Genomic DNA, 24,125 nt, shown 5'->3' on the forward strand with positions numbered 1-24,125 from the left:
GTAGGATTCAAGTCCTTTCGTTACCTCAGGACTTGCATGAACACCCTCTCGGAGCCTCCCAGTCGTCTTTCCCCAAGACTCCCGCACAAGCACCCCATATTGCATCGACTAACCTTGTCCCGGTCCCATGACCGCGCTTTGCCGTGCCCGGCATTCTTGAATACAGAGACTTTTTAAATGGAATGGTTAGCGGATCCAACGGCCTGGCTCGGCCTGGCGACCTTGATTGTGCTGGAACTGGTGCTGGGTATCGACAACCTGGTGTTTATCGCGATCCTGGCGGACAAGCTGCCGCCGGAGCAGCGCGACCGTGCGCGGCTGATCGGTTTGTCCCTGGCCTTGCTGATGCGCCTGGGCCTGCTGGCGAGTATTTCCTGGTTGGTGACGCTGACCCAGCCGCTGTTCGAGGTGTTCGACAAGAGCTTCTCCGGCCGTGACCTGATCATGCTGTTCGGCGGTGTGTTCCTGTTGTTCAAGGCCACCATGGAATTGCATGAGCGCCTGGAAGGGCATGTGGCCCAGCATAAGGGCAATGTGGCTTACGCGATGTTCTGGCCGATCGTGGCGCAGATCGTGGTGCTCGACGCGGTGTTCTCCCTCGATGCGGTGATTACCGCCGTGGGCATGGTCGATGAGCTGGCGGTGATGATGATCGCGGTGATCGTGTCCATCGGCCTGATGATCGTGGCGAGCAAGCCGCTGACCCGCTTCGTCAACGCACACCCGACCGTGATCATGCTCTGCCTGGGCTTTTTGATGATGATCGGCTTCGCGCTGACTGCCGAAGGCCTGGGCTTCCATATTCCCAAAGGCTACCTGTACGCGGCGATCGGCTTCTCGATCCTGATTGAAGTGTTCAACCAGATCGCCCGTTCGCGGCGCAAGAAATCGGCGCAAGGCGTATTACCAGTGCGCGAGCGTACGGCCCACGCAGTGATGCTCTTGCTCGGCGGTCGCAGCCTGGCGGTGGAAGAGGTGGGTGAAGAGGTCGCCGATCTGCTGGGCGAGGTGGATGCTGCGCAAGGTCCGCTGTTCGACCGACGCGAACGGGTGATGATCAGCGGTGTGCTGCAACTGGCCGAACGCCCGATCCGCACGATAATGACCCCGCGGGCCAAGGTCGACTGCATCGACCTGGCGGATGATCCCGAGAGTATTCGCCTGAAGCTGATGCATTCGTCCTACTCGCGTTTGCCGTTGATCCGCAACGGCGCGGTCGATGAGCCCTTGGGTTTCGTGCACAAAAAGGAGTTGCTCAAGGAGTATCTGGCCGGCAACGAGCCGAACCTTGAGCATCTGGCGCGTCGGGCGATCAACCTGCTGGACAGCTTTTCGATCCTCAATGCCCTGGAGCAGATGCGTCAGGAATCCACCCACATCGCCTTTGTGATCAACGAATTCGGCGACTTCATGGGGGTTTTGAGCATGACCGACATCCTCGAGTCCATCGCCGGTGAGTTGCCGGACGCCAGTGAAATCGAGGGGCCGGATATCGTCGCGGAGGGTGACGGATTTCGCGCCAGTGGCGCCTTGAACTTGAGCCAGGTCGGTCAGCGCACGGGCTTCAAGGCGGCGGCTACCGAGGATTATCAAACGCTGGCTGGCCTGCTGATGAGCCTGCTCGATCGTCTGCCTGTGGTGGGCGATAGCCTGGAATATGAGGGCTGGCGATTAACGGTGGCTGCGGTTGAAGAGCGGCGGGTGACCCAGGTGGTTTTGCAGCCTTGCTCCGGTCAAAGCGCATGAATAGCGCGTGCACGAACTGCTGTTGCTCCTCCACGGGGCCGAAACCCTTGTGCAGTTCCACCCTGTTGCCGCGCTCGTAGACCAGCAGCGTTGGCGTGCCGGTAACGTCAGGGTGCCTTGGGGTGTGCGCGCAATCGAGCACCATGCACACGATCCACGGATGTTGCCAGGCAACCTGTTCGAATAAGGGCACTGCGCTGACGCAGGCGTGGCAGTGCTCTGAAACGAACAGGATGAAGACGGGGCGCGGTGTGTTCAGCACGCGCTGGAAGTCCTTGGCGCTGGAAATTGTTCGCGTGGCTGCGCCCATGGTGATCTCCTGCCGGTAGCGTGGGTGTGTGCCAACGCTAAGCCGCTGGCTCCCCCGCGTCTACTGTCAACCTTCACAGGTCCGGCCCACGCTCCAGCCGTTCCCGTGCCTTGCGCGCCTGGCTTGCGCACTTGCGGTATTCCTCATTGTCGCGGGCCGCTTTGGCGTCGCGGTAGTCATGGTGGTTCTGGCTGGTGTAGTTGGTGTCGAAGGCTTCCTTGAGTTTTTGCAATTCTTCCTTGCAGTCGCGGCGGTCGTTGCTGGCCAGGGCGTTGCCGGCCAGCAACGTGCCAATGATCAACAGGCTAAGGCTAAGCTTCATCAGGGCAGGATCCTTGTAGGAGCGAGCTTGCTCGCGAAAACCGTCAACGATAACGCGGGCAGCCTGCTTCTACCGGGTGGCTGGGCGTTCTTCGCGAGCAAGGGCTAGCCGCCCGCCTCGCTCCTACAGGCTAGCCCATCACATTGAATCTTCCATTTGCCCAGTGTTGGTGCGCAGTAACACTGTGTGAGGTCATGCGTAGCAGTGCACCGCAAAGTAATGGCGCGACGCCCTTACGGCATTGATGACTATCTCACTGATACCGATAGAGTTTTCCTACAGCATATTTTTCTTACCACGCCTATGGCACACTTTCTGCTGTCTATTCCGTTGTTACATACCAAGTTCCGGTATAGCGGAATACACAACTCCTGGAGTGCTTGTCATGCATCACCGACCTTCCGTGTTCAAAGCGTGTGTTTTTCTCTTCGCCGCATCGGCTACCGTCGCCAGCCTCGCGCAGGCAGCGGACAGCAAGCTCGATGATGTGCTCAAGCGTGGGCACCTCATCGTGGGTACAGGCAGTACCAATGCGCCGTGGCACTTCCAGGGAGCGGATGGCAAGTTGCAGGGGTTTGATATCGACATCGGCCGCATCGTGGCCAAGGGCTTGTTCAACGACCCGAGCAAGGTCGAGTACGTGGTGCAGTCTTCCGACGCACGTATTCCCAACCTGCTGACCGACAAGGTCGACATGAGCTGCCAGTTCATCACCGTCACCGCCAGCCGTGCGCAGCAAGTGGCCTTCACCCTGCCGTATTACCGCGAAGGCGTGGGCCTGCTGCTGCCGAACAACAGCAAGTACAAGGAAATCGAAGACCTGCAGGCGGCCGGCGATGGTGTCACCGTGGCCGTGTTGCAGAACGTGTATGCCGAAGAATTGGTCCACCAGGCGCTGCCCAAGGCCAAGGTTGACCAGTACGACAGCGTCGACCTGATGTACCAGGCCGTGAACTCTGGTCGCGCCGATGCCGCTGCCACCGATCAGTCGTCGGTCAAATACCTGATGGTGCAAAACCCCGGCCGCTACCGCAGCCCGGCCTATGCTTGGAGCCCGCAGACTTACGCGTGTGCGGTCAAGCGTGGCGACCAGGACTGGCTGAACTTCGTCAATACCGCGCTGCATGAAGCCATGACCGGCGTTGAATTTCCCGCCTACAAGGCGTCGTTCAAGCAATGGTTCGGCGTGGACCTGCCAGAGCCGGCGATTGGTTTTCCTGTGGAATTCAAGTGATCCAGAACAATCGGGGCGTGCTTGACGGCGCCCCACTCAGGTACTGCCGACCATGAACTATCAGTTGAACTTTGCCGCCGTATGGCGTGATTTCGACACCTTGCTGGCGGGGCTCGGCCTGGGCCTGCAGTTGGCCTTGCTGTCGATCGCCATCGGCTGCGTGATCGGCCTGCTGATGGCGTTTGCCATGCTGTCCAGGCACCGGGCGTTGCGTGTGTTCGCTTCGGTGTATGTGACGGTGGTGCGCAATACGCCGATCCTGGTGCTGATCCTGTTGATCTATTTTGCCTTGCCGTCGCTGGGTATCCGCCTGGATAAAATTCCCTCGTTCATCATCACCTTGTCGCTGTACGCCGGGGCTTATCTGACCGAAGTGTTCCGCGCCGGGCTGTTGAACATTCCCAAGGGCTTGCGCGAAGCCGGGTTGGCGATCGGCCTGGGGGAGTGGCGTATTCGCGCGTATATCACCGTGCCGGTGATGCTGCGCAACGTGCTGCCGGCGCTGTCGAACAACTTTATCTCGCTGTTCAAGGACACCTCGCTGGCCGCTGCGATTGCAGTGCCGGAGCTGACCTATTACGCCCGCAAGATCAACGTCGAAAGCTACCGGGTGATCGAAACCTGGCTGGTGACGACGGCGCTCTACGTGGCCGCCTGTTACCTCATTGCCATGCTGCTCCGTTACTTGGAGCAGCGTCTGGCGATCCGTCGTTAAGGAGGGTTTTCCATGTACGAATCCCCTAGCTGGCTGCATGAACTGTGGATCGCCCGGGAGACGCTGTGGGCCGGGTTCCAGACCAGTCTCTATTGCTCGGCGCTGGCGATTATCTTCGGCACCCTGATCGGTATCTTCGCCGGGCTGGTGCTGACCTACGGCAAGTTCTGGATGCGTGCGCCGTTTCGCCTGTATGTCGACCTGATTCGTGGCACGCCGGTATTCGTGCTGGTATTGGCGTGTTTCTACATGCTGCCGGCGCTCGGTTGGCAAATCAGTGCGTTCCAGGCCGGCGCGGTCGGGCTCACGCTGTTCTGTGGCTCCCATGTCGCGGAAATCGTGCGCGGTGCGCTGCAGGCCATCCCCCGTGGGCAACTGGAAGCGGGCAAGGCAATTGGCCTGACGTTCTACCAGTCCCTGGGCTACGTGCTGTTGCCCCAGGCGCTGCGGCAGATCCTGCCGACCTGGGTTAACTCCTCCACGGAAATCGTCAAGGCCTCGACCTTACTCTCGGTGATCGGCGTGGCCGAGCTGCTGCTGAGCACCCAGCAAGTCATTGCGCGCACCTTCATGACCCTGGAGTTCTACCTGTTCGCAGGCTTCATGTTCTTTGTCATCAACTACGCCATCGAGTTATTCGGGCGCTACATTGAAAAGCAGGTGGCCTTGCCATGAATCAACCTCAAACAATCGAACCGTTGCTGAACATTCGTGGCCTGCGCAAGCAATACGGGGACGTTGAAGTGCTCAAGGGCGTCGACCTGAGCCTGCAGCGTGGCAACGTGGTGACCTTGATCGGTTCCAGTGGCTCGGGCAAGACCACCCTGTTGCGTTGCGTCAACCTGCTGGAAGAATTCCAGGGCGGGCAGATTACCCTCGATGGCGCGTCCATCGGCTACAGCGACGTGGCCGGCAAGCGCGTGCGTCACCCCGAGCGGGTGATCGCCCAGCACCGCGCCATGACCGGCATGGCGTTTCAGCAGTTCAACCTGTTCCCGCATCTGACCGCCTTGCAGAACGTGACCCTGGGTTTGTTGAAAGTTAAGAAAATGCCTAAGGACGAGGCCGTGTCGCTCGCGGAAAAATGGCTCGACCGTGTGGGACTTCTGGAACGTCGCAATCACTTCCCCGGCCAGTTGTCCGGCGGCCAGCAACAGCGCGTGGCGATTGCCCGGGCCATTGCCATGAACCCCAGCCTGATGCTGTTCGACGAAGTCACCTCGGCCCTCGACCCGGAGCTGGTGGGCGAAGTGCTCAGCGTAATCAAGGGATTGGCGGAGGAGGGCATGACCATGTTGCTGGTCACCCACGAAATGCGCTTTGCCTATGAGGTCTCGGACAAAATCGTCTTCATGAACCAGGGCCGCATCGAAGAGCAGGGCTCGTCGAAGGACATCTTCGAGCGGCCGCAGTCACCGCGTCTGGCGGAATTTCTCAAGAGCATTCGTTTTTAATCAGGAGCTATTTTATGAGCATTACTCGTTACGGTACCGGCAGCACCGCCGGCGGCGGCCAGCCACGTCCTTTCGCCCGTGCGGTGGAAGCCGATGGTTGGTTGTATGTGTCGGGCCAGGTGCCGGCGGTGGATGGTGAAATCATCAATGGCGGCATCATCGAGCAAACCCGCCAGACGATGCGCAACGTGGTGGCGATTCTGGAAGAGGCCGGCTACGAATTGAAAGACGTGGTGCGCGTCGGCGTATGGCTGGAAGACCCACGGGATTTCTGGAGTTTCAACAAAGTATTCGGCGAATACTTCACCCCGGAACACGCCCCGGCGCGTGCCTGTGTGCAGGCCAACATGATGGTGGACTGCAAGGTGGAGATCGATTGCGTGGCCTACAAGAAAAAAGGCTAAATTGCCCCACTCTTGAAGCCACAATGGATCAAATGTGGGAGGGGGCTTGCCCCCGATAGCGGTGTATCAGCAACAAATGTACCTACTGGCACACCGCCATCGGGGGCAAGCCCCCTCCCACAGGGGATTACTGTGCAGCACACACCTTGTCAGGACTTAACACTGCCATGACCGAAGACACCATCAAACGCCGCGCCAAGGGCCTGGACCGTGCGTTCGATATCCTCGATTTTCTCAAGGAAATCGGCCAGCCACTGCGCCCGAATGATATCGCCAGCGGCATCGGCAGCCCCAAGTCCACGGTCTACGAACTGGTCGCCTCGCTGCTCGAGCGGCGCATCCTGGAAACCGTGGGCAAGGACGGTCACGTCTACCTCGGACGCCAGCTGTACTTCCTCGGCCAGGCGCACCTGCGCCACTTCGACCTGACCCGCGAGGCCGACCACGCCTTGCAGGAGATCGTCAGCCAGACCCACGAAACCGCGCAGATGTGCCTGCTCAACGGGCGCAAGTACACGGTGGCGCTGATGCGCGAAGGCGAGCGGCATTTTCGTATTTCCTCGGATATCGGCGAAAACGCGCCGATCCCCTGGACCGCCTCCGGGCGCCTGCTGCTCGGGCACTTGAGCGACCGGCAAATCATCGACCTGATCGACCCCGACGATTTCATCCTGCCGGATGGCCTGCGCCTGCCCGTGGAGACCTTCCTGGCGCAGATTCGCCAGGCCACCCTCGACGGGTTCTTCTCCTTCGACAGCGTCGCGGACACCTTTACCCACTGCTTTGCCGCCCCGGTGCGCGACGCGCAGGGCGTCAGCATCGCGACGCTGTGCATCGTCGCCCCGCGGGCCGATGCGAGCAAAAACTATCACGACTATCGCCGGGTGCTGATCGACAGCGCCAACAACCTGGCCCGGCGCATCAACGAATAGGAATTTCCCATGTCTGCCTTCAATGCCGTTGAAAAAGGCGCTGCCGCCGTTGGCGCTCACCTGGTCCGCGATGTCAGCCTGCCGGCCCTGGTGCTGCACCGCGAGGCCCTGGAACACAACATTCGCTGGATGCAGCAATTCGTCAGTGACAGCGGCGCGCAGTTGGCGCCACACGGCAAGACCAGCATGATGCCGGCGCTGTTTCAGCGTCAGCTCGCCCAGGGCGCCTGGGGCATTACCCTGGCCACTGCGGTGCAGACCCGCGCCGCCTACGCCGGCGGGGTGCGCCGTGTGCTGATGGCCAACCAACTGGTCGGCGCGCCGAACATGGCGCTGATCGCCGACCTGCTGGCCGACCCGGATTTCGATTTTCACTGCATGGTCGACCATCCGGATAACGTTGCCGACCTCGGCCTGTTCTTCGCTGCCCGTGGCCTGCGCCTGAACGTGATGATCGAGTACGGCGTGGTCGGTGGCCGTTGCGGTTGCCGCAGCGAGCAGCAAGTGCGCGAGCTGGCAGAGGCGATCAAGGCCCAGCCGGCCCTGGCCCTTACCGGTATCGAAGGCTATGAAGGTGTGATCCACGGCGATGAGGCGATCAGCGGCATTCGCGCGTTCGCGGCCAGCCTGGTGCGCCAGGCGGTAGACCTGCAAGACAACGGCTATTTCGACCTGCCCACCCCAATCGTGACGGCGTCGGGTTCGGCCTGGTATGACCTGATTGCCGAATCGTTCGAGGCGCAGAATGCCGCCGGCCGCTTCCTCAGCGTCCTGCGCCCCGGCAGCTACGTGGCCCACGACCATGGCATCTACAAAGACGCGCAATGCTGTGTGCTTGACCGTCGCAGCGACCTCAACGAAGGCCTGCGCCCGGCACTGGAAGTCTGGGCCCATGTGCAATCGTTGCCGGAACCAGGCTTTGCGGTGATCGCCCTGGGCAAGCGCGACGTAGCCTACGATGCCGGTCTGCCGGTGCCGCTCAAGCGCTACAAGGCCGGAATTTTACCGGCCGAGGGCGATGATGTGAGCGCGTGCCAGGTGACCGCCGTGATGGACCAACACGCGTTCATGACCGTGGCGCCGGGGGTTGAACTGCGCATTGGCGACATCATTTCGTTTGGTACTTCCCATCCATGCCTGACCTTCGACAAGTGGCAGGTGGGTTGCCTGGTGGATGAGCAACTGCGGGTGATCGAGTCCCTGCGCACCTGCTTCTAGACCGAGTCGCGCCTATCGAGGGCAAGCCCCCTCCCACAGGAGAATGCATTCCAAATGTGGGAGGGGGCTTGCCCCGATGAGTCCATCAGCCCCACCGAGACAGCAGCCATGACCACTAAACCGCGCATCGCCCTGATCGGCGAATGCATGATCGAACTGCAACACCGCGCCGACGGCAGCCTGCACCAGAGCTTCGGCGGCGACACCCTGAACGCGGCGGTGTACCTGCGCCGCGAGCTGGGCGATCTTGGCACTGTCGATTACGTCACCGCCCTGGGCGATGACAGTTTCAGCGATGCCATGTGCCAACAGTGGGCTGATGAAGGCCTTGGACTGGGCATGGTCCAGCGCCTGGCCGGGCGTTTGCCGGGTTTGTATTGCATCCAGACCGACGCCAACGGCGAGCGCAAATTCCTCTACTGGCGCAACGAAGCGGCTGTGCGCGACTGTTTTACCACGCCGGCCGCCGAGCCGATCCTGGCAGCCCTGCCGGGCTATGACTGGGTGTATTTCAGCGGCATCACCCTGGCGGTGCTGGGTGAAGTTGGCCGTGAGCGTTTACTGGAAAGCCTGATCGAAACCCGGCGTCGCGGCGCCAAGGTCGTATTCGACAACAACTACCGGCCGCGTCTGTGGGCGAACATCGAGGCGGCGCGCGCGGCGTATCACCGCGTGTTGGCCGAGGTGGATATCGCCTTGCTGACCGAGGACGACGAGCGCGCGTTGTTCGGTTATGCCGACAGCGAGCAGGTGTTTGCGGCCTACCCGATGATTGAGGAGGTGGTGCTCAAGCGCGGCGCGGATGACTGTTTGATCCGCTGCGCCGGCGAGCGCTTTGCCGTGCCGGCGTTGAAGGTGGAGAAGGTAGTGGACACCACGGCAGCGGGGGATTCGTTCAGCGCAGCGTATTTGGCCGGCCGGCTCAAGGGCGGTTCGCCGGAGCAGGCTGCCTTGGCCGGGCATCGGTTGGCGAGTCGTGTGATTCAGGTGCCGGGGGCTTTGATACCCAGGTGAATGGCCGCCTGCGGCGGATCGGGGGCAAGCTCCCTCCCACACTTTGATGTGTGAATACATTCAAATGTGGGAGGGGGCTTGCCCCCGATGGCGGTTGAAAGCCAACCCATCAATCCCGGTAAAACACCTGCACCAAGTGATAACCAAACTTGCTCTTGACCGGCCCATGCACCACCCGCAGCGGTTTCTTGAAGATCACCGCATCGATCGCCCCGACCATCTGCCCTGGCCGCACTTCACCCAGATCACCGCCGCGCTTGCCCGACGGGCACGTGGAGTACTTCTTGGCCAGCACATCAAAGGCTTCGCCCTTGGCAATGCGCTGCTTGAGCTGTTCGGCTTCTTCGCTGGTTTTCACCAGGATATGACGGGCTTGGGCTTTCATCGATCTTTACCAGGTGTGCGACGGCGCGCGATTATGCCTGAACTCAGGCATCGACGCCGATCATGCTGCGGATTTTGGTCGCCAGCAGGTCAATGGAAAACGGTTTGGCCACCATGTCCATGCCGTGCTCCAGAAAGCCCTGGCGCTCGGCGGCTTTTTCGGCGTAGCCGGTCATGAACAGCACGCGCAGCCCCGGCCGGTGCTGGCGGGCGATTTCCGCCAGTTGCCGGCCGTTCATGCCCGGCAGGCCGACGTCGGTCACCAGCAGGTCGACGCGTAAATCCGATTCCAGCAACGGCAGCGCCGTGCGCGCGTCCGCGGCCTGGTGCGCGGTGTAACCCAGTTCATCGAGCAGATTGACCACCAGCATGCGCACCGCCGGGTCGTCCTCGACCACCACCACCGCTTCGCCGGCCAGGGCCAGCGGCGCTTCGGCCAGGCTGGCGGGCAGGCTGCTTTCCAGCGCAGTGCCGTGCAGGCGCGGCAGGTACAGGCGCACGCAGGTGCCCTGGCCCGGTTCGCTCTGGATAGTCACGTGGCCCCCCGATTGCTGGGCAAAGCCGTAGATCATCGACAAGCCCAGGCCGGTGCCCTGGCCGATGGGTTTGGTGGTGAAAAACGGGTCGAAGGCTTTGGCAAGAATTTTCGGCGCCATGCCGCTGCCGTTGTCGCGCACGCCGAGCATCACGTAGTCGCCGGCCTTGACCGGCTCCAGGGTGGTGATATCGGTGCCGTCCAGATAGCTGTTGGCGGTTTCGATCAGCAGTTCACCGCCGTCGGGCATGGCGTCACGGGCATTGATTACCAGGTTGAGCAGCGCATTTTCCAGTTGGTTGGCGTCGGTGTTCACCGGCCAGATGTCTTTGCCAAGCTGCACGGTGAGCGTGATATGCGCGCCCTTGGTGCGGCGGAACAGATCTTCCAGGGACGCCACCAACTGGTTGGGATCGGTGGGGCGCTTGTCCAGCGACTGGCGCCGCGAGAACGCCAGCAGCCGGTGGGTTAGGGCGGCGGCGCGGTGGGCGGAGGCCACGGCGGCATCGGCAAAGCGGCCGATGTCTTCGCTGCGGCCGGCGGCAATGTAGCGTTGCATCAGGTCGAGGCTGCCGATGATGCCGGTGAGCATATTGTTGAAATCGTGGGCGATACCGCCGGTGAGCTGGCCCACGGCTTCCATTTTTTGCGCGTGGCGCAGCGCGTCTTCAGCCCGCTCGCGTTCGAACATTTCGTTGTGCAGGCGCTGGTTGGCCTCGGCCAGCGCCTGGGTGCGCTGGGCCACACGCTCTTCGAGGTTTTCGTTGAGGTGGCGCAGGGCTTCTTCGGTGAGTTTGCGTTCGGTCTCGTCGATCACAAAGATATAGAAACCGTTCACCGAGCCGTCAGTGCTGAAGCGCGGCAGGTACTTCATCAACGCGTGGCGCGGCCGCCCGTCGCGATGCGGCGTGACGGTCATGAAGCTGCACGCCTTGCCGTTGAGCGCGGCGGCGATCTTGTCTTCGCGGCCGACGTACACCTCGTCGCCCAGCACTTCGCGAATGGTCTTGCCGTACAGCTCCTGGGGCGTCTTGCCGTACCAGTCGAGGTAGGCGCTATTGTTCAAGCGAAAGCGTTGCTCGTGGTCGACATAGCCGATCAGCACCGGCATGGCGTTGATGATCAGTTGCAGTTCGGTCTGGCTTTGACGCAGCGCCTGCTCGGTGTGCTTGCGCTCGGTGAGGTCCAGCGCGGCACCGAGGAAACGGGCGGGGCGGCCTTGCGGGTCCTTGTAGCAGCGGCCACGGGCAAACACCCAGCGTACCTGGCCGTCGGCTTGCAGCAGGCGGTATTCCTCGGCGTATTCGGTGCCGAAGGTGATGCAATGCTTGATGCTGCGCGTGACCGTGCCACGGTCTTCGGGATGCACGCCGAGCAGGTAGGCGCTGATGGGCAGCAGGCCGGCGTCATTGGGGTCGACGCCGTGCAGGTAAGCGAAATGTGCGTCGGCGATAAACCGGTCTTCGCCGATGTCCCAGTCCCAGGTGCCTACCGCGTCGGTCGCCGCCAGGGCCAGTTGCAGTCGTTGCTCGGTGTTGTGCTGGGCCTTGAGGCTGTCTTCGGAGCGCTGTTGCAGTTCGAGGGCCTTGCTGCGCCGCTCGTTGGTTTCGATGGCCGTGACCAGGATGCCGGCTACGCGGCCGCTTTCATCGCGCACCGGGCTGTAGGTCAGGTCAAGCCAGATCTCGGTGTCGCGCTGGTCGCGCTGCAGCACGAAACGCTGCTCGCTGAAGGTGCGCACCTGGCCGCTGAGCACCGCGTCGTAGACCGGCGCGGCGAAGCTTTGCAGCTCCGGCCAGGTCGCATGCACCGGCTGGCCCAGGGCGCCGGGGTGCTTGCTGCCAGCCAGGCGGGCGAAACCATCGTTATACAGCTGGGTGAGCTGCTCGCCCCAGAGCAGCAGCATCGGCATGGGCGAATGCACCACGATATCCACGGCGGTGCGCAGACTTTGCGGCCAATCATTGGCCTCACCGAGGGGGCTTTGCGCCCAGTCCAGCCGCTCGATCATTGCCGCGGCGTCGCTACCGGTGGATGTTCCATTCATGAAAAAGCCTTGCGTATCACGCTTTGAAAAATGACAACACCCATTATTCCAAGAGACAACGACGGGTGGCTACCTCAAAAAATAGCACGCATTGCCGGTTTTTCTGCAAAACGCCGTATCGGGGCTGAAACCTTTCATCTGTCACGCCAGCTCAGGGCGGTCGCGAAAGTGTTCGAGGGCCTCGGGGTTGGCCAGCGCATCGGTGTTTTTCACCGGTTCCCCATGCACTACGTTGCGGACTGCCAATTCGACGATCTTGCCGCTGATGGTGCGCGGGATATCGGCGACCGCGAGGATTTTCGCCGGCACGTGGCGCGGTGTGGTGTTGGCGCGGATCACCTGGCGGATCTGCTGCTCCAGCGCCTCATCCAACTGGACACCGTCAGCCAGGCGCACAAACAGCACCACGCGCACGTCGTCCTGCCAGCGCTGGCCGATGGCGAGGCTTTCCAGCACCTGCGGGACTTTTTCCACCTGGCGATAGATCTCGGCAGTGCCGATGCGCACGCCGCCAGGGTTGAGCACCGCATCGGAGCGGCCATGAATCAGCAGGCTGCCGTTGGGACGTTGCTCGGCGTAGTCGCCCTGGGCCCACACGCCGGGGAACTGGCTGAAATACGAGGCGCGCAACTTTTGCTGCTGCGGGTCGTTCCACAGCCCGATGGGCATGGCGGGAAAATGCCGGGTACACACCAATTCGCCTTTCTCGCCGACCAGTGGGCGGCCCTGGTCGTCCCACACTTCGATAGCCATCGCCAGGCTCTTGCACTGCATTTCGCCACGGCGCACCGGCAACACCGGGTTGCCGATCACGAAGCAGGAGACAATATCGGTGCCGCCGGACATCGACGACAGGCACAGCTCGGCCTTGATCTCGCGGTACACGTAGTCGTAGCTCTGGGGCGACAGCGGCGACCCAGTGGAGATCAACCCTTTGAGGCTGCGCAAATCATGGCTGAGGCGCGGTTGCAGCCCGGCCTTTTCCACGGTAGCGAGGAACTTGGGGCTGGTGCCGAACACGCTGATGCGTTCGGCGTCGATCAGGTCGATCAAGCGTTGCGGGCCCGGATGAAACGGAGAACCGTCATACAGCACCGCCGTGGCGCCCAGGGCCAGCACCGACACCAGCCAGTTCCACATCATCCAGCCGCAGGTGGTGTAGTAGAACAGGCAGTCTTCACGGGACAGGTCGGCATGCAGGCCATGTTCCTTGAGATGGGTGAGCAGTACGCCGCCGGTGCCGTGAATGATGCATTTGGGCACGCCGGTGGTGCCGCTGGAATAGAGGATATACAGCGGGTGATCGAACGGCACCGCGACGAACTCGGGCGTGCCGCCGGGTTGGTAGAAGTCGCGCCACAGTGCGACGCGTGCGGGCGTGCGGTAATCCGTGACCTGCGCCTGAGGGCGGGCGTAGGGGACGATGATCAAGTGTTCCAGGGACGGCAGCCGTGCGAGGATTTCATTGAGCTTGGCGCTCTGGTCGAGGGTCTTGCCGGCGTAACGATAACCGGCGCAAGTGATCAGCACCTTGGGTTCGATCTGGCCAAAACGGTCGATCACGCCTTGGGTGCCGAAGTCCGGTGAAGAGCACGACCAGATTGCCCCGAGGCTGGTGGTGGCGAGCATGCCGACCAGGGTTTGCCAGGTATTGGGCATGCACGCCGCCACACGGTCACCCACACCGACACCGGCCGAGCGCAGGCTGTTTTGCAGGCCGGCGACATGTTCGGCCAATTGCGCGTAGCTCAATTGTTCACGCTGGCCGTCTTCACTGATGGCAACCACCGCCGGGTGATCGTCGCGACGGCGCAGCAAGTGCTCGGCGAAGTTCAGGGTAGCGCCGGGAAACCACTGGGCGCTGGGCATGTCGGCGCTCTCGATCAACGTGGCGCTGGGCGGGCTGCGAAATTGCACCTCGAAGAACGCCACGATCGCCCTCCAGAAGTCCGGGCGCTGGTCGATGCTCCACTGGTGCAGGGCGGGGTAGTCGCCCAGTTGCAGGTTGTGGTGCGCATTGATGTAGCGGCGGAACTGGTCCATGCGCGTGTTGGCTATGCGTTCCGGGGAGGGTTGCCAGAGGATGTCGGACATTGCGGGGTCTCTTGTACTTGTATGAGGGGTGTCAGACAAAGCAAGTCCAATGTGGGAGGGGGCTTGCTCCCGATGGCGGTGTTTCAGTTTGCACATTCATTGACTGACCCACCGCTATCGGGAGCAAGCCCCCTCCCACATTTGGATATCTTCTGTTCGGTAGACCGTGGTTACTGGGCCAACCAACCGCCATCAATATTCCACGCCGCGCCACGCACCTGGCTACCGGCCTCACTGCACAAAAACAGCACCAGCTCACCCAGCTGCGGCGGCGTGACGAACTCCAGCGACGGTTGTTTCTCCGCCAGCAGATCATGCTGCGCCTGCTGCGGGCTCACCCCCTTGGCCGCGCGATCGTCGATCTGCTTCTGCACCAGCGGCGTCAGCACCCAGCCCGGGCAAATTGCATTGCACGTCACGTTGCTGGTCGCGGTTTCCAGGCCCACAACCTTGGTCAGGCCGATCACCCCGTGCTTGGCCGCCACATAGGCCGCCTTGCCCACCGAGCCCACCTGGCCGTGCACCGAGGCGATATTGACGATGCGCCCCCAGCCTTTGGCCTTCATGCCCGGCAGGCTCAAGCGCGTGCTGTGGAACACCGATGACAGGTTGATGGCGATGATCGAGTCCCAGCGCTCCACCGGAAAATCTTCCACCGCCGCCACATGCTGGATGCCGGCGTTATTGACCAGTATGTCGACGCCGCCGAATTCACGCTCGGCATAGGCCAGCATTTCGGCGATCTGCGCCGGGTCGCTGACGTCTGCCGGGTGATGCCCGACCTTGCCGCCAAACGCCTGCACCTGGGCGATCACGCCGCTGGCATCGCCGAAGCCGTTGAGGATCAGGTTGGCGCCGGCCTTGGCCAGGCTCAGGGCAATGCCCAGGCCGATGCCGCTGGTGGAGCCGGTGACCAGGGCGGTCTTGCCGTTCAATGTCGTCATGAAAACCTCACACTATGCCGGTGGCGTAGAACGTACCGATCACCACGAACACCGCGAGGGTCTTGATGATCGTGATGCCGAAAATATCCTTGTAGGCTTCGCGGTGGGTCAGCCCGGTCACCGCCAGCAGCGTGATCACCGCGCCGTTGTGGGGCAGGGTGTCCATGCCGCCGCTGGCCATGGCCGCGACCCGGTGCAGTACTTCAAGGGGGATATTGGCCGCATGGGCCGCTGAAATAAAGCTCTCGGACATGGCGGCCAGGGCGATGCTCATGCCGCCGGACGCGGAGCCGGTGATCCCCGCCAGCAGGGTCACGGTAATGGCTTCGTTGACCAGCGGGTTGGGGATGCCCTTGAGCCAGTCCGCCAATACCAGGAACCCTGGCAGCGAGGCGATCACTGCACCGAACCCGTATTCGGAAGCGGTGTTCATCGCTGCCAGCAGCGCGCCGCTGACCGCACTTTTACTGCCCTCGGCCAGCTTGCTTTTGATCGCCGAAAAACCGCACACCAATACCACGATAATCCCCACCAGCAGCGCCGCCTGCACCGCCCAGATCGCGGTGAGCTTGGCGATTTCGGTGGTCACCGGGGCGCTCATGCCCGGCAGGCTGAGGCTGTGGGTCTTGCCGTACCACTGCGGGATCCAGTGGGTGAACAGCAGGTTCATCACCCCCACCAGAAGCAACGGCGACAGCGCGATCCAGGGGTTGGGCAGGGCCAGGTCCTCGGCGGTTTCCGGCTCGTTGCGCAACTCGGTGCCATAGCCTTCACCCGCGCGCTGGGCCTTGTTGCGCTGGCGCGACAGGTAGAGCATGCCGGCGCAGAACACGAAAATCGTACCAATCAGCCCCAACCACGGCGCCGCCCAGGCGGTGGTGTTGAAGAAGGTGCTGGGGATAATGTTCTGGATCTGCGGCGTGCCGGGCAGGGCGTCCATGGTGAACGAGAACGCACCGAGGGCGATGGTGGCCGGGATCAGGCGCTTGGGGATATTGCTCTGGCGGAACATCTCCGCGGCAAACGGGTACACCGCAAACACCACCACGAACAGCGACACGCCGCCGTAAGTGAGCAGGGCACAGACCAACACAATCACCAGCATCGCCTGGCGCGTGCCGAGCAAACGAATGGCGGCGGCGACGATGGAACGCGAGAACCCCGACAACTCGATCAGCTTGCCGAACACCGCACCGAGCAGGAACACCGGGAAATACAGCTTGATGAAACCGACCATTTTCTCCATGAACACCCCGGTAAAGGCCGGTGCGACAGCGGAAGGGTCAGTCAGCAGAACAGCGCCGAGGGCGGCGATCGGGGCAAACAGGATAACGCTATAGCCACGGTAGGCAGCCAGCATCAGCAACGCCAGGGCTGCCAGAGCAATGATCACACTCATGGTGTGTCTCCAATTGTTATTTTTGTGGGTGAAACGCTGGAGAACGGCTATAGCGAGATGTGTGCCATGTTTCTAACTTATTGAAATATAAGTAAATTAATTATGTTGTCTATGATGATTTTCGACTTTGTCTCAATTCAGAGACCGCCACCGATCAAATGTGGGAGGGGGCTTGCCCCCGATGGCGGTGGATCAGCCAGTGAATATATGAGCTGGCTGACCGCTATCGGGGGCAAGCCCCCTCCCACAGGGATTGTCTTTATAGTGAGATTTGAGTCTCATGTTGGAGACTGCGCAATCCCCAACCCCACCATCTTCTTGTACAGCGTCGAGCGTCCCAGTCCCAATCGCCTCGCCGCCTCTACCACATTCCCTTCGCAGCGCTCAAGTGCCGCCGTAATCACCTGCCTATCAAACCGCTCCCGCGCCGACGCAAACGTCTCACCCTCGGCCGTGGCTACCGCACCACGCGCCACCGGCCTGAACGTGCCAATCGCCGCCCGAATCTCCCCGGCATTCAACACCAGGTCATCACTCAACAACGCCGCCCGCTCGAGCACGTTGCGCAGCTCACGGATATTTCCCGGCCAGGCATGCTGCGCCAACAGCGCCAGGGCTTCGCGGTCCAGTTCATGCTGGCTGCGCAGTTCCTCGAGGATCGCTTCGCTCAGCGCCGGAATATCCTCCAGCCGCTCACGTAGCGGCGGCACCTGGATCGGCAACACGTTCAGGCGGTAGTACAAGTCCGCACGAAACTCGCCACGCTTGATCGCCGCTTCCAGGTCCATGGACGTCGCTGCGATCACCCGCACATCGCTGTGCAGCATTTCGTTGGAGCCCACCGGTTCGAATTCCTTTTCCTGCAGTACCCGCAATAACTTGCTTTGCAGCGGCAGCGGCATGTCGCCGATTTCATCGAGGAACAGCGTGCCGCCCTGGGCGATCTGGAATTTGCCGGGACGGCCCTTGCGGTCGGCGCCGGTGAAGGCGCCCGGGGCGGTGCCGAAAAATTCAGCTTCGAGCAAGTCGTGGGGGATCGCCGCGCTGTTGATGCTGACGAACGCCTTGTGGGCTCGGGGCGAAGCACCATGGATGGCCTGGGCGAGCAATTCCTTGCCGGTGCCGGTTTCGCCGAGCAGTAGCACCGGCGATTCGGCGCTGGCACTGCGCCGCGCACGGCGCTTGACTTCAAGGCTGGCGGCGCTGGTGCCGATAAAGTGCGCGAAGTTGTATTTGCTTTGCCGCGAGCGCAACAGCGAACGCGTGGACGCCAGTTCCTGCTGCATGCTCAGGTAGCGCTCGATCAGCGGCGACAGGTTGCGCAGCTCATCGAACAGCGCAAAGCCAATCGCACCGATCACCGCGCCCGCATCGTCGTGGATCGGCAGGCGCATCACCACCAGCGGGCCCTTGGGCGTGTCCTGGATATCCAGCAGAATCGGCCGGTCGTTGCGCACCACCTGGCGCAACAGGCTGTTGGAAATCACCTGCTCGCAGGGTTGGCCGATGGCCTGCTCGGCGCTCTTGAGGCCGAAACGCTTGGCGTAGCGCTCGTTCATCCAGACGATATTCGCATCACGGTCAACGATCACCGTGCCTTCGCTGGACTGCTCGATGATCTCGAACAGCGACTGAATGGCCAGGCCGCGAACGTGTTGGTAGTCCTTGAGGTTTTCGGTGGTGTTCATAGTCATAGCGCCGATTGATGGTCCAGCAGGTGAAGCGTGGCGAGGGAGCCCGCTCGCCACTATAAACGCGCTTCTACAAGGGGATGTGTGCGGCAGCCAACAGTTCCTTGGTGTAGGGATGCTGCGGCGCTTCGAACACGGCATGGCTGGGGCCGCGCTCTACCACTTTGCCGTCCTTGACCACGATCATATCGTGGGCCATCGCCCGCACCACCGCCAGGTCATGGCTGATGAACAGGTAGGTCAGGCCGTATTTCTCCTGCAGTTCGCGCAACAAGGCCACCACTTGTTTTTGCACCGTACGGTCCAGCGCCGAGGTCGGTTCATCCAGCAGCATCAACGCCGGCTTTAGCACCAGCGCCCGGGCGATAGCAATGCGCTGGCGCTGGCCACCGGAAAACTCATGGGGGTAACGGTGCCGGCTGGCAGGGTCCAGGCCGACGTCCTTGAGCACCTGGATCACCTGCGCTTCGCGCGCGTCGAGGCTGCACGGGGCGTGGACTTCCAGGCCCTCGCTGATGATCTGTTGCACCGACATGCGCGGGCTGAGGCTGCCATACGGGTCCTGGAACACCACCTGCATCTGCTTGCGCCATGGGCGCATCTGCCGGTGGTTGAGCGGGTCGAGGGCCTCGCCCTGGAAGCGGATGCTGCCGGTGGAATCGAGCAGGCGCAGGATCGCCTGGCCCAGGGTCGACTTGCCCGAGCCGGACTCACCGACAATCCCCAGGGTCTTGCCGCGTTGCACACTGAGGCTGATACCGTCCACCGCCCGCAGGTAGCGCTTGGGTCGCAGCAGCCCGCCGCCGAGAGCAAACCGCACGCTCAGGTCGTTCACCTGCAATACGGTCTCGCGCTCCTCGCCGCACAACACTTCAGCCGAGGGCTCGGCGTCCAGCAGCAAGCGGCTGTAGGGGTGCTGTGGCGCGGCAAACAAGGCCTGGCAGTCGGCCTGCTCGACGATCTCGCCGGCGCGCATCACGCACACCCGCTGGGCAATGCTGCGCACCAGGTTAAGGTCATGGCTGATCAGCAGCAGTGACATGCCCAGGCGTTGCTGCAACGACTTGAGCAGCAGCAGGATCTTGCGCTGCACGGTCACGTCCAGTGCGGTGGTGGGTTCGTCGGCAATCAGCAGCTCCGGCTCGCAGGCCAGGGCCATGGCGATCATCACCCGCTGGCGCTGGCCTCCGGAGAGTTGATGGGGGTAGGCCTTGAGCCGCTCCTGGGGTTTCTGGATGCCGACCAGGTCGAGCAGCTCGAGGATACGCGCCTGCGCCGCCTTGCCGCCCAGGCCCTTGTGCAGCAGCAGGGTCTCGCCGATCTGCTTTTCGATCGTATGCAGCGGGTTCAGCGAGGTCATCGGCTCCTGGAAGATCATGGCAATACGGTTGCCGCGCAGCTTTTGCAGGGCCTTAGGCGACGCGCCCATCAGCTCCTGGCCGCGATACTTCACCGAGCCTGTGCTGAGCGTGCCGGCTTCGGGCAGCAGTTGCAGGATCGAATGAGCGGTCACCGACTTGCCCGAGCCCGACTCACCCACCAGCGCCAGGCACTCGCCGGGGCGCACGTCCAGGTTCACATTGCGCACCACGGTGTGGCCGCTGAACGCCACGCTGAGGTCACGGATTTCGATCAGGTTCATATGCAGTCACTCATGAGCGAGGGTCGAAGGCATCACGCAACGCCTCGCCGATAAACACCAGCAGCGACAGGATCAGCGCCAGGGTGAAAAACGCCGTCAGGCCCAGCCATGGGGCTTGCAGGTTCTGCTTGCCCTGGGCGATCAACTCGCCCAGCGACGCACTGCCGGCCGGCATGCCGAAGCCGAGGAAATCCAGGGCGCTCAAGGTCGAAATCGCCCCGGTCAGGATGAACGGTAAATAGCTCAAGGTGGCGGTCATGGCATTGGGCAGGATATGCCGGCCAATGATCTTGCCGTCGCCCAGGCCCAGGGCGCGCGCGGCCTTGACATACTCCAGGTTGCGCCCGCGCAGGAACTCGGCGCGCACCACATCCACCAGCGCCAGCCAGGAAAACAGCGCCATGATGCCCAGCAACCACCAGAAATTCGGCTCGACAAAGCCTGACAGGATAATCAGCAGGTACAGCACCGGCAGGCCCGACCACACCTCCAGGATGCGTTGCCCCAGCAAGTCTACCCAGCCGCCGTAGTAACCCTGCAACGCCCCGGCGGCAATGCCGATGGCGGCGCTGATCGCGGTCAGCGCCAGGGCAAACAGGATCGACACCCGTGCGCCGAAGATCACCCGCGCCAGCACATCCCGCGATTGATCATCGGTGCCCAGCCAGTTCACCGTCGACGGCGGGCTGGGGGCAGGGCGGGCCAGCTCGTAATTGGGCGTGTCGTCGCTGAACGGGATCGGCGGGAACCACATCCAGCCGCCGTCCTGCTTTATCAGCTTCTGCACGTAGTCACTGCGGTAGTCGGCCTGGAACGGCAGTTGCCCGCCGAACTGCTGTTCGGTGTAGCGCTTGAATACCGGGAAATACAGCTCGTGCTTGAAACTGAGCACCAGCGGCTTATCGTTGGCGATCAACTCGCCACCGAGGGTCAGGATAAACAAGCCGATAAATAGCCACAGCGACCACCAGCCGCGACGGTTTTTCTTGAAGCGCTCGAAACGCCGACGAGCCACGGGCGACAGATTGAGCATCAGGCGTTCCTCGCAGCGAAGTCGATACGCGGGTCCACCAGGGTGTAACAGAGGTCGCCGATGAGTTTTATCAAGAGGCCGAACAGGGTGAAGATAAACAACGAACCAAACACCACCGGGTAGTCCCGTGAGACGGCCGCTTCATAGCTCATGCGGCCCAGGCCGTCGAGGGAGAAGATCACTTCGATCAGCAGGGAACCGGCGAAGAATACGCTGATGAACGCTTGGGGAATCCCGGAAATCACCAGCAGCATCGCGTTGCGAAACACATGGCCGTACAGCACGCGGCGTTCGCTCAAGCCCTTGGCGCGCGCGGTGACCACGTACTGCCGGGTAATTTCGTTGAGGAACGAGTTTTTGGTGAGGATGGTCAAGGTGGCGAACCCGCCGATCACCAGTGCCGTGACCGGCAATACCAGGTGCCAGAAATAGTCGGCGATCTTGCCCACGGTGCTCAGTGTTTCGAAATTTTCCGACACCAACCCGCGCACCGGGAACCAGTTCAGCGACGTGCCGCCGGCAAACACCACGATCAGAAACATCGCAAACAGGAACGCCGGCATCGCATAGCCGATGACTATGGCGGTGCTGCTCCACACATCGAAGCTGCTGCCATGGCGCACCGCCTTGCGGATGCCCAAGGGAATCGACACCAGGTAAGTGATCAAGGTGGCCCACAGGCCGAGGGAAATGGTGACCGGCATCTTTTCCAGGATCAGGTCGATCACCGTCGAGCCGCGAAAGAAGCTGTTGCCGAAGTCCAGTTGGGCGTAGCTCTTGAGCATCAGCCACAGGCGTTCCGGTGCAGGCTTGTCGAAGCCGTATTGCTTTTCGATGTCCTTGATCAGCTTCGGGTCCAGGCCACGGCTGGCCCGCGAGCCGCTGATACCTTCGCCTGCGCCGCCGCCCACACCACCGCCGCCGATGCCTTGCAAGTGGGCGATGGCTTGTTCCACCGGCCCTCCGGGCGCGGCCTGCACGATCACGAAATTCACCAGCAGGATGATCACCAGGGTCGGGATGATCAGCAGCAGGCGCCGCACGATATAGGCAAACATCAGCGCGCATCCCCGCGTTTTTTCAGCTCGGCTTGCATCTGCTCGTTGGTCAGCGGCGTCGGGCTGACTTCCCACCAGGTTTCCAGGGCTTCATCGTTTTTCGCCTCGATGGCCGGGCGGCCGAAGCGGTTCCACCACGCGGCGGACGTGCCGGGCGGGTAGTAGTTGGGAATCCACAGGTAGTTCCACTGCAGCACCCGGTCCAGGGCGTGCGCATAGGTGAGCATCTGTGCCTGGGTGTCGGCCTTGACCAGGCCCTTGATCAGGCGGTCGACGGCCGGGTCCTGGAGCGCCATGTAATTGTTGGCGCCCGGATCGAACGCGGCGGCGGAACCGAAGAAATTGTACAGCTCCATGCCCGGCGAGGTGGTGACCGGAAAACCGGTGACGATCATGTCGTAGTCCCGCGCCATCAAGCGGTTGACGTACTGGGAGGAGTCGATGCGGCGGATATTCAAGGTGATGCCGATCTGCGCCAGGTTGCGTTTGTACGGCAGCAGCAGACGTTCCAGGCCCGCCTGGGCGTTGAGGAAGGTGAACTCTAACGGCTCGCCCTCGGCGTTGACCAGTTTGTCGCCTTCAGGCTTCCAGCCCGCCTCTTCCAGCAGGGCCAGGGCCTGCAACTGTTTGTCACGGATCATGCCGCTGCCATCGGTAACGGGCGCCTTGAATACCTGGGTGAACACCTCATCGGGAATCTGCCCGCGCAAGGGTTCCAGGATCGCCAGTTCTTCCTGGGTCGGTAACTGGGTGGCGGCGAGCGGGCTGTTGGAGAAATAGCTTTGCTGGCGGATATACAGGTTGCGCATCATCTGCCGGTTGGCCCATTCGAAATCCCACAGCATGGCCAGGGCCTGGCGCACGCGGCGGTCCTTGAACATCGGGTTTTGCACATTGAAGACATAGCCCTGGGCCGGTTGCGGCATCTCCTTGGCCAAATGCGCGCGTTGCAGGCGGCCATCGTCAAGGGCCGGGCCGTTATAACCGATGGAGTAGCCAGTGGCGGAAAACTCCCGATTGAAGTCGTAGGCACCGCCGCGCAGCACCTGGCGCGCCACTTCGGTGTCACCGAAATACTCAAGGCTCAAGTGATCGAAGTTGTACAGGCCACGGCTGACCGGCAAATCCTTGCCCCACCAATCGGGGTCGCGAGTAAAAGTGATGGTGTTGCCGGAGTCGATCTTGCTGACCTTGTACGGGCCACTGCCGAGTGGGGCTTCATAGCCGCCGCCGTTGGCGAAGTCGCGGCTCTTCCACCAATGTTTGGGGAACACCGGCAGGGTGGCGAGATCCAGGGGCAGGGTGCGGTTTTCATTGCTGGAAAAGTCGAAACGCACCTGGCGCTCGTTTTCGACTTCGACATGCTTGACGTCGGCGAACAGCGTGCGAAAACGCATGCTGCCTTGGGTCATCAACAAGTCGAAGCTGTAGCGCACGTCTTCGGCGGTGATCGGTTTGCCGTCGGCAAATCGCGCCTTGGGATTGAGGTAGAACCGCAGCGACAGGCCGTCGTCGGCGCGTTCCATCTTCTGAGCGACCAGGCCGTAGACCGTGTAGGGCTCGTCCAGGGAGCGCTGGGCCAGAGGCGCATAAACCCAGCCATCGACCTGGGAGACACCGATGCCTTTATCGACATACGGCAATACATGGTCAAAGCGCCCGATTTCCAGGGCGGAGCGGCGCAGGCTGCCGCCTTTGGGGGCATTGGGGTTGGCATAGTCGAAATGGCTGAAGCCGTCGGGGTACTTGGCCGGCTCGCCATACACCGTGAGGGACGCTTGTGGCGCCGCGATCACGGCGTTGCTGGTCAGGAACACGACCAGGGTGATGCTGAACAGTCTGGGAAAAGCCAATCGCATTATCAGCCTTGAGCGCGGATGAACAAAAATAGAGAGCTGTACGTTAACGGCTTAAGCGTCGTCAGTCATCACATGCACAACGGCCCGCCA

Annotated in this window: 20 protein-coding genes and 1 pseudogene; 9 read left to right on the forward strand and 12 right to left on the reverse strand. The window is 62.0% G+C overall.

All coding sequences use genetic code 11. The features are described 5' to 3' along the window. The first annotated feature begins 177 nt into the window (after positions 1–177). A complete protein-coding gene (locus C4J91_RS12480) occupies positions 178–1,746 on the forward strand; it encodes a TerC family protein (protein WP_124362605.1) in 1,569 nt (522 codons plus the stop codon). Between the two features lie 76 nt (positions 1,747–1,822). On the opposite strand, the pseudogene C4J91_RS12485 reads toward C4J91_RS12480, so the two are convergent. Next, positions 1,823–2,056: pseudogene (locus C4J91_RS12485) on the reverse strand (thioredoxin family protein); the annotation flags it as partial. Between the two features lie 73 nt (positions 2,057–2,129). Then, a complete protein-coding gene (locus tag C4J91_RS12490; protein ID WP_124362606.1) occupies positions 2,130–2,378 on the reverse strand; it encodes a hypothetical protein in 249 nt (82 codons plus the stop codon). A gap of 385 nt (positions 2,379–2,763) precedes the next feature. On the opposite strand from C4J91_RS12490, the gene C4J91_RS12500 reads away from it, so the two are divergent. From C4J91_RS12500 to C4J91_RS12535, 8 genes are all read left to right on the forward strand, one after another. Further along, positions 2,764–3,612: a transporter substrate-binding domain-containing protein gene (locus tag C4J91_RS12500; protein ID WP_124362608.1), complete on the forward strand. Its 849-nt coding sequence runs from the start codon at positions 2,764–2,766 to the stop codon at positions 3,610–3,612. Between the two features lie 52 nt (positions 3,613–3,664). Continuing rightward, positions 3,665–4,327, forward strand: coding sequence for an amino acid ABC transporter permease (locus C4J91_RS12505; protein WP_124362609.1), 663 nt, complete (start codon positions 3,665–3,667; stop codon positions 4,325–4,327). 12 nt (positions 4,328–4,339) lie between these two features. After that, positions 4,340–5,002 carry an amino acid ABC transporter permease gene (locus tag C4J91_RS12510; RefSeq protein WP_124362610.1) on the forward strand — a complete coding sequence of 221 codons (663 nt, stop codon included), beginning with the start codon at positions 4,340–4,342 and terminating at the stop codon, positions 5,000–5,002. Next, on the forward strand, positions 4,999–5,781 hold the full coding sequence (locus C4J91_RS12515) for an amino acid ABC transporter ATP-binding protein (RefSeq protein ID WP_124362611.1): 783 nt from the start codon (positions 4,999–5,001) through the stop codon (positions 5,779–5,781). The genes C4J91_RS12510 and C4J91_RS12515 overlap by 4 nt, the downstream gene beginning before the upstream one ends. A 14-nt stretch (positions 5,782–5,795) precedes the next feature. Continuing rightward, entirely contained in the window at positions 5,796–6,185 is a 390-nt protein-coding gene (locus tag C4J91_RS12520; RefSeq protein WP_032896881.1) for a RidA family protein, read from the forward strand. Positions 6,186–6,352: 167 nt separating this feature from the next. Then, on the forward strand, positions 6,353–7,117 hold the full coding sequence (locus C4J91_RS12525) for an IclR family transcriptional regulator (protein ID WP_124362612.1): 765 nt from the start codon (positions 6,353–6,355) through the stop codon (positions 7,115–7,117). Positions 7,118–7,126: 9 nt separating this feature from the next. Further along, positions 7,127–8,335 (forward strand): amino acid deaminase, encoded by a 1,209-nt coding sequence (locus tag C4J91_RS12530; protein ID WP_124362613.1) that lies wholly within the window; start codon positions 7,127–7,129, stop codon positions 8,333–8,335. A 108-nt stretch (positions 8,336–8,443) separates the two neighbouring features. After that, positions 8,444–9,349: a sugar kinase gene (locus C4J91_RS12535; RefSeq protein ID WP_124362614.1), complete on the forward strand. Its 906-nt coding sequence runs from the start codon at positions 8,444–8,446 to the stop codon at positions 9,347–9,349. 109 nt (positions 9,350–9,458) lie between these two features. Here C4J91_RS12535 and C4J91_RS12540 read toward each other — a convergent pair whose 3' ends face one another. The 10 genes from C4J91_RS12540 to C4J91_RS12585 all read right to left on the reverse strand — a co-directional run bounded on the left by C4J91_RS12540 (position 9,459) and on the right by C4J91_RS12585 (position 24,035). Next, the gene (locus C4J91_RS12540; protein ID WP_124362615.1) at positions 9,459–9,734 is read right to left on the reverse strand and encodes a peptidylprolyl isomerase; all 276 of its coding nucleotides are present in this window, start codon (positions 9,732–9,734) and stop codon (positions 9,459–9,461) included. 43 nt (positions 9,735–9,777) lie between these two features. Then, the gene (locus C4J91_RS12545; protein ID WP_124362616.1) at positions 9,778–12,315 is read right to left on the reverse strand and encodes a PAS domain-containing sensor histidine kinase; all 2,538 of its coding nucleotides are present in this window, start codon (positions 12,313–12,315) and stop codon (positions 9,778–9,780) included. 141 nt (positions 12,316–12,456) lie between these two features. Further along, the gene (locus tag C4J91_RS12550; RefSeq protein WP_124362617.1) at positions 12,457–14,409 is read right to left on the reverse strand and encodes an acetoacetate--CoA ligase; all 1,953 of its coding nucleotides are present in this window, start codon (positions 14,407–14,409) and stop codon (positions 12,457–12,459) included. 170 nt (positions 14,410–14,579) lie between these two features. Continuing rightward, positions 14,580–15,353: a 3-hydroxybutyrate dehydrogenase gene (locus tag C4J91_RS12555; protein WP_124362618.1), complete on the reverse strand. Its 774-nt coding sequence runs from the start codon at positions 15,351–15,353 to the stop codon at positions 14,580–14,582. 7 nt (positions 15,354–15,360) lie between these two features. Next, positions 15,361–16,752 carry a GntP family permease gene (locus C4J91_RS12560; RefSeq protein ID WP_124362619.1) on the reverse strand — a complete coding sequence of 464 codons (1,392 nt, stop codon included), beginning with the start codon at positions 16,750–16,752 and terminating at the stop codon, positions 15,361–15,363. 278 nt (positions 16,753–17,030) lie between these two features. Then, complete coding sequence (locus tag C4J91_RS12565; RefSeq protein ID WP_124362620.1) at positions 17,031–18,440, reverse strand: sigma-54-dependent Fis family transcriptional regulator; 1,410 nt, start codon at positions 18,438–18,440, stop codon at positions 17,031–17,033. A 73-nt stretch (positions 18,441–18,513) separates the two neighbouring features. Continuing rightward, positions 18,514–20,085 carry an ABC transporter ATP-binding protein gene (locus C4J91_RS12570; protein ID WP_124362621.1) on the reverse strand — a complete coding sequence of 524 codons (1,572 nt, stop codon included), beginning with the start codon at positions 20,083–20,085 and terminating at the stop codon, positions 18,514–18,516. Between the two features lie 10 nt (positions 20,086–20,095). Continuing rightward, positions 20,096–21,118, reverse strand: a complete 1,023-nt coding sequence (locus C4J91_RS12575) for an ABC transporter permease (RefSeq protein ID WP_164484536.1) — start codon at positions 21,116–21,118, stop codon at positions 20,096–20,098. Continuing rightward, positions 21,118–22,176, reverse strand: coding sequence for a microcin C ABC transporter permease YejB (locus tag C4J91_RS12580; RefSeq protein WP_124362623.1), 1,059 nt, complete (start codon positions 22,174–22,176; stop codon positions 21,118–21,120). The genes C4J91_RS12575 and C4J91_RS12580 overlap by 1 nt, the downstream gene beginning before the upstream one ends. Further along, entirely contained in the window at positions 22,176–24,035 is a 1,860-nt protein-coding gene (locus C4J91_RS12585) for an extracellular solute-binding protein (RefSeq protein WP_124362624.1), read from the reverse strand. Before C4J91_RS12585 ends, C4J91_RS12580 begins: the two co-directional genes overlap by 1 nt. Positions 24,036–24,125 lie beyond the last annotated feature (90 nt).

It is taken from the genome of Pseudomonas sp. R3-52-08 (assembly GCF_003851745.1).
GTDB lineage: Bacteria > Pseudomonadota > Gammaproteobacteria > Pseudomonadales > Pseudomonadaceae > Aquipseudomonas.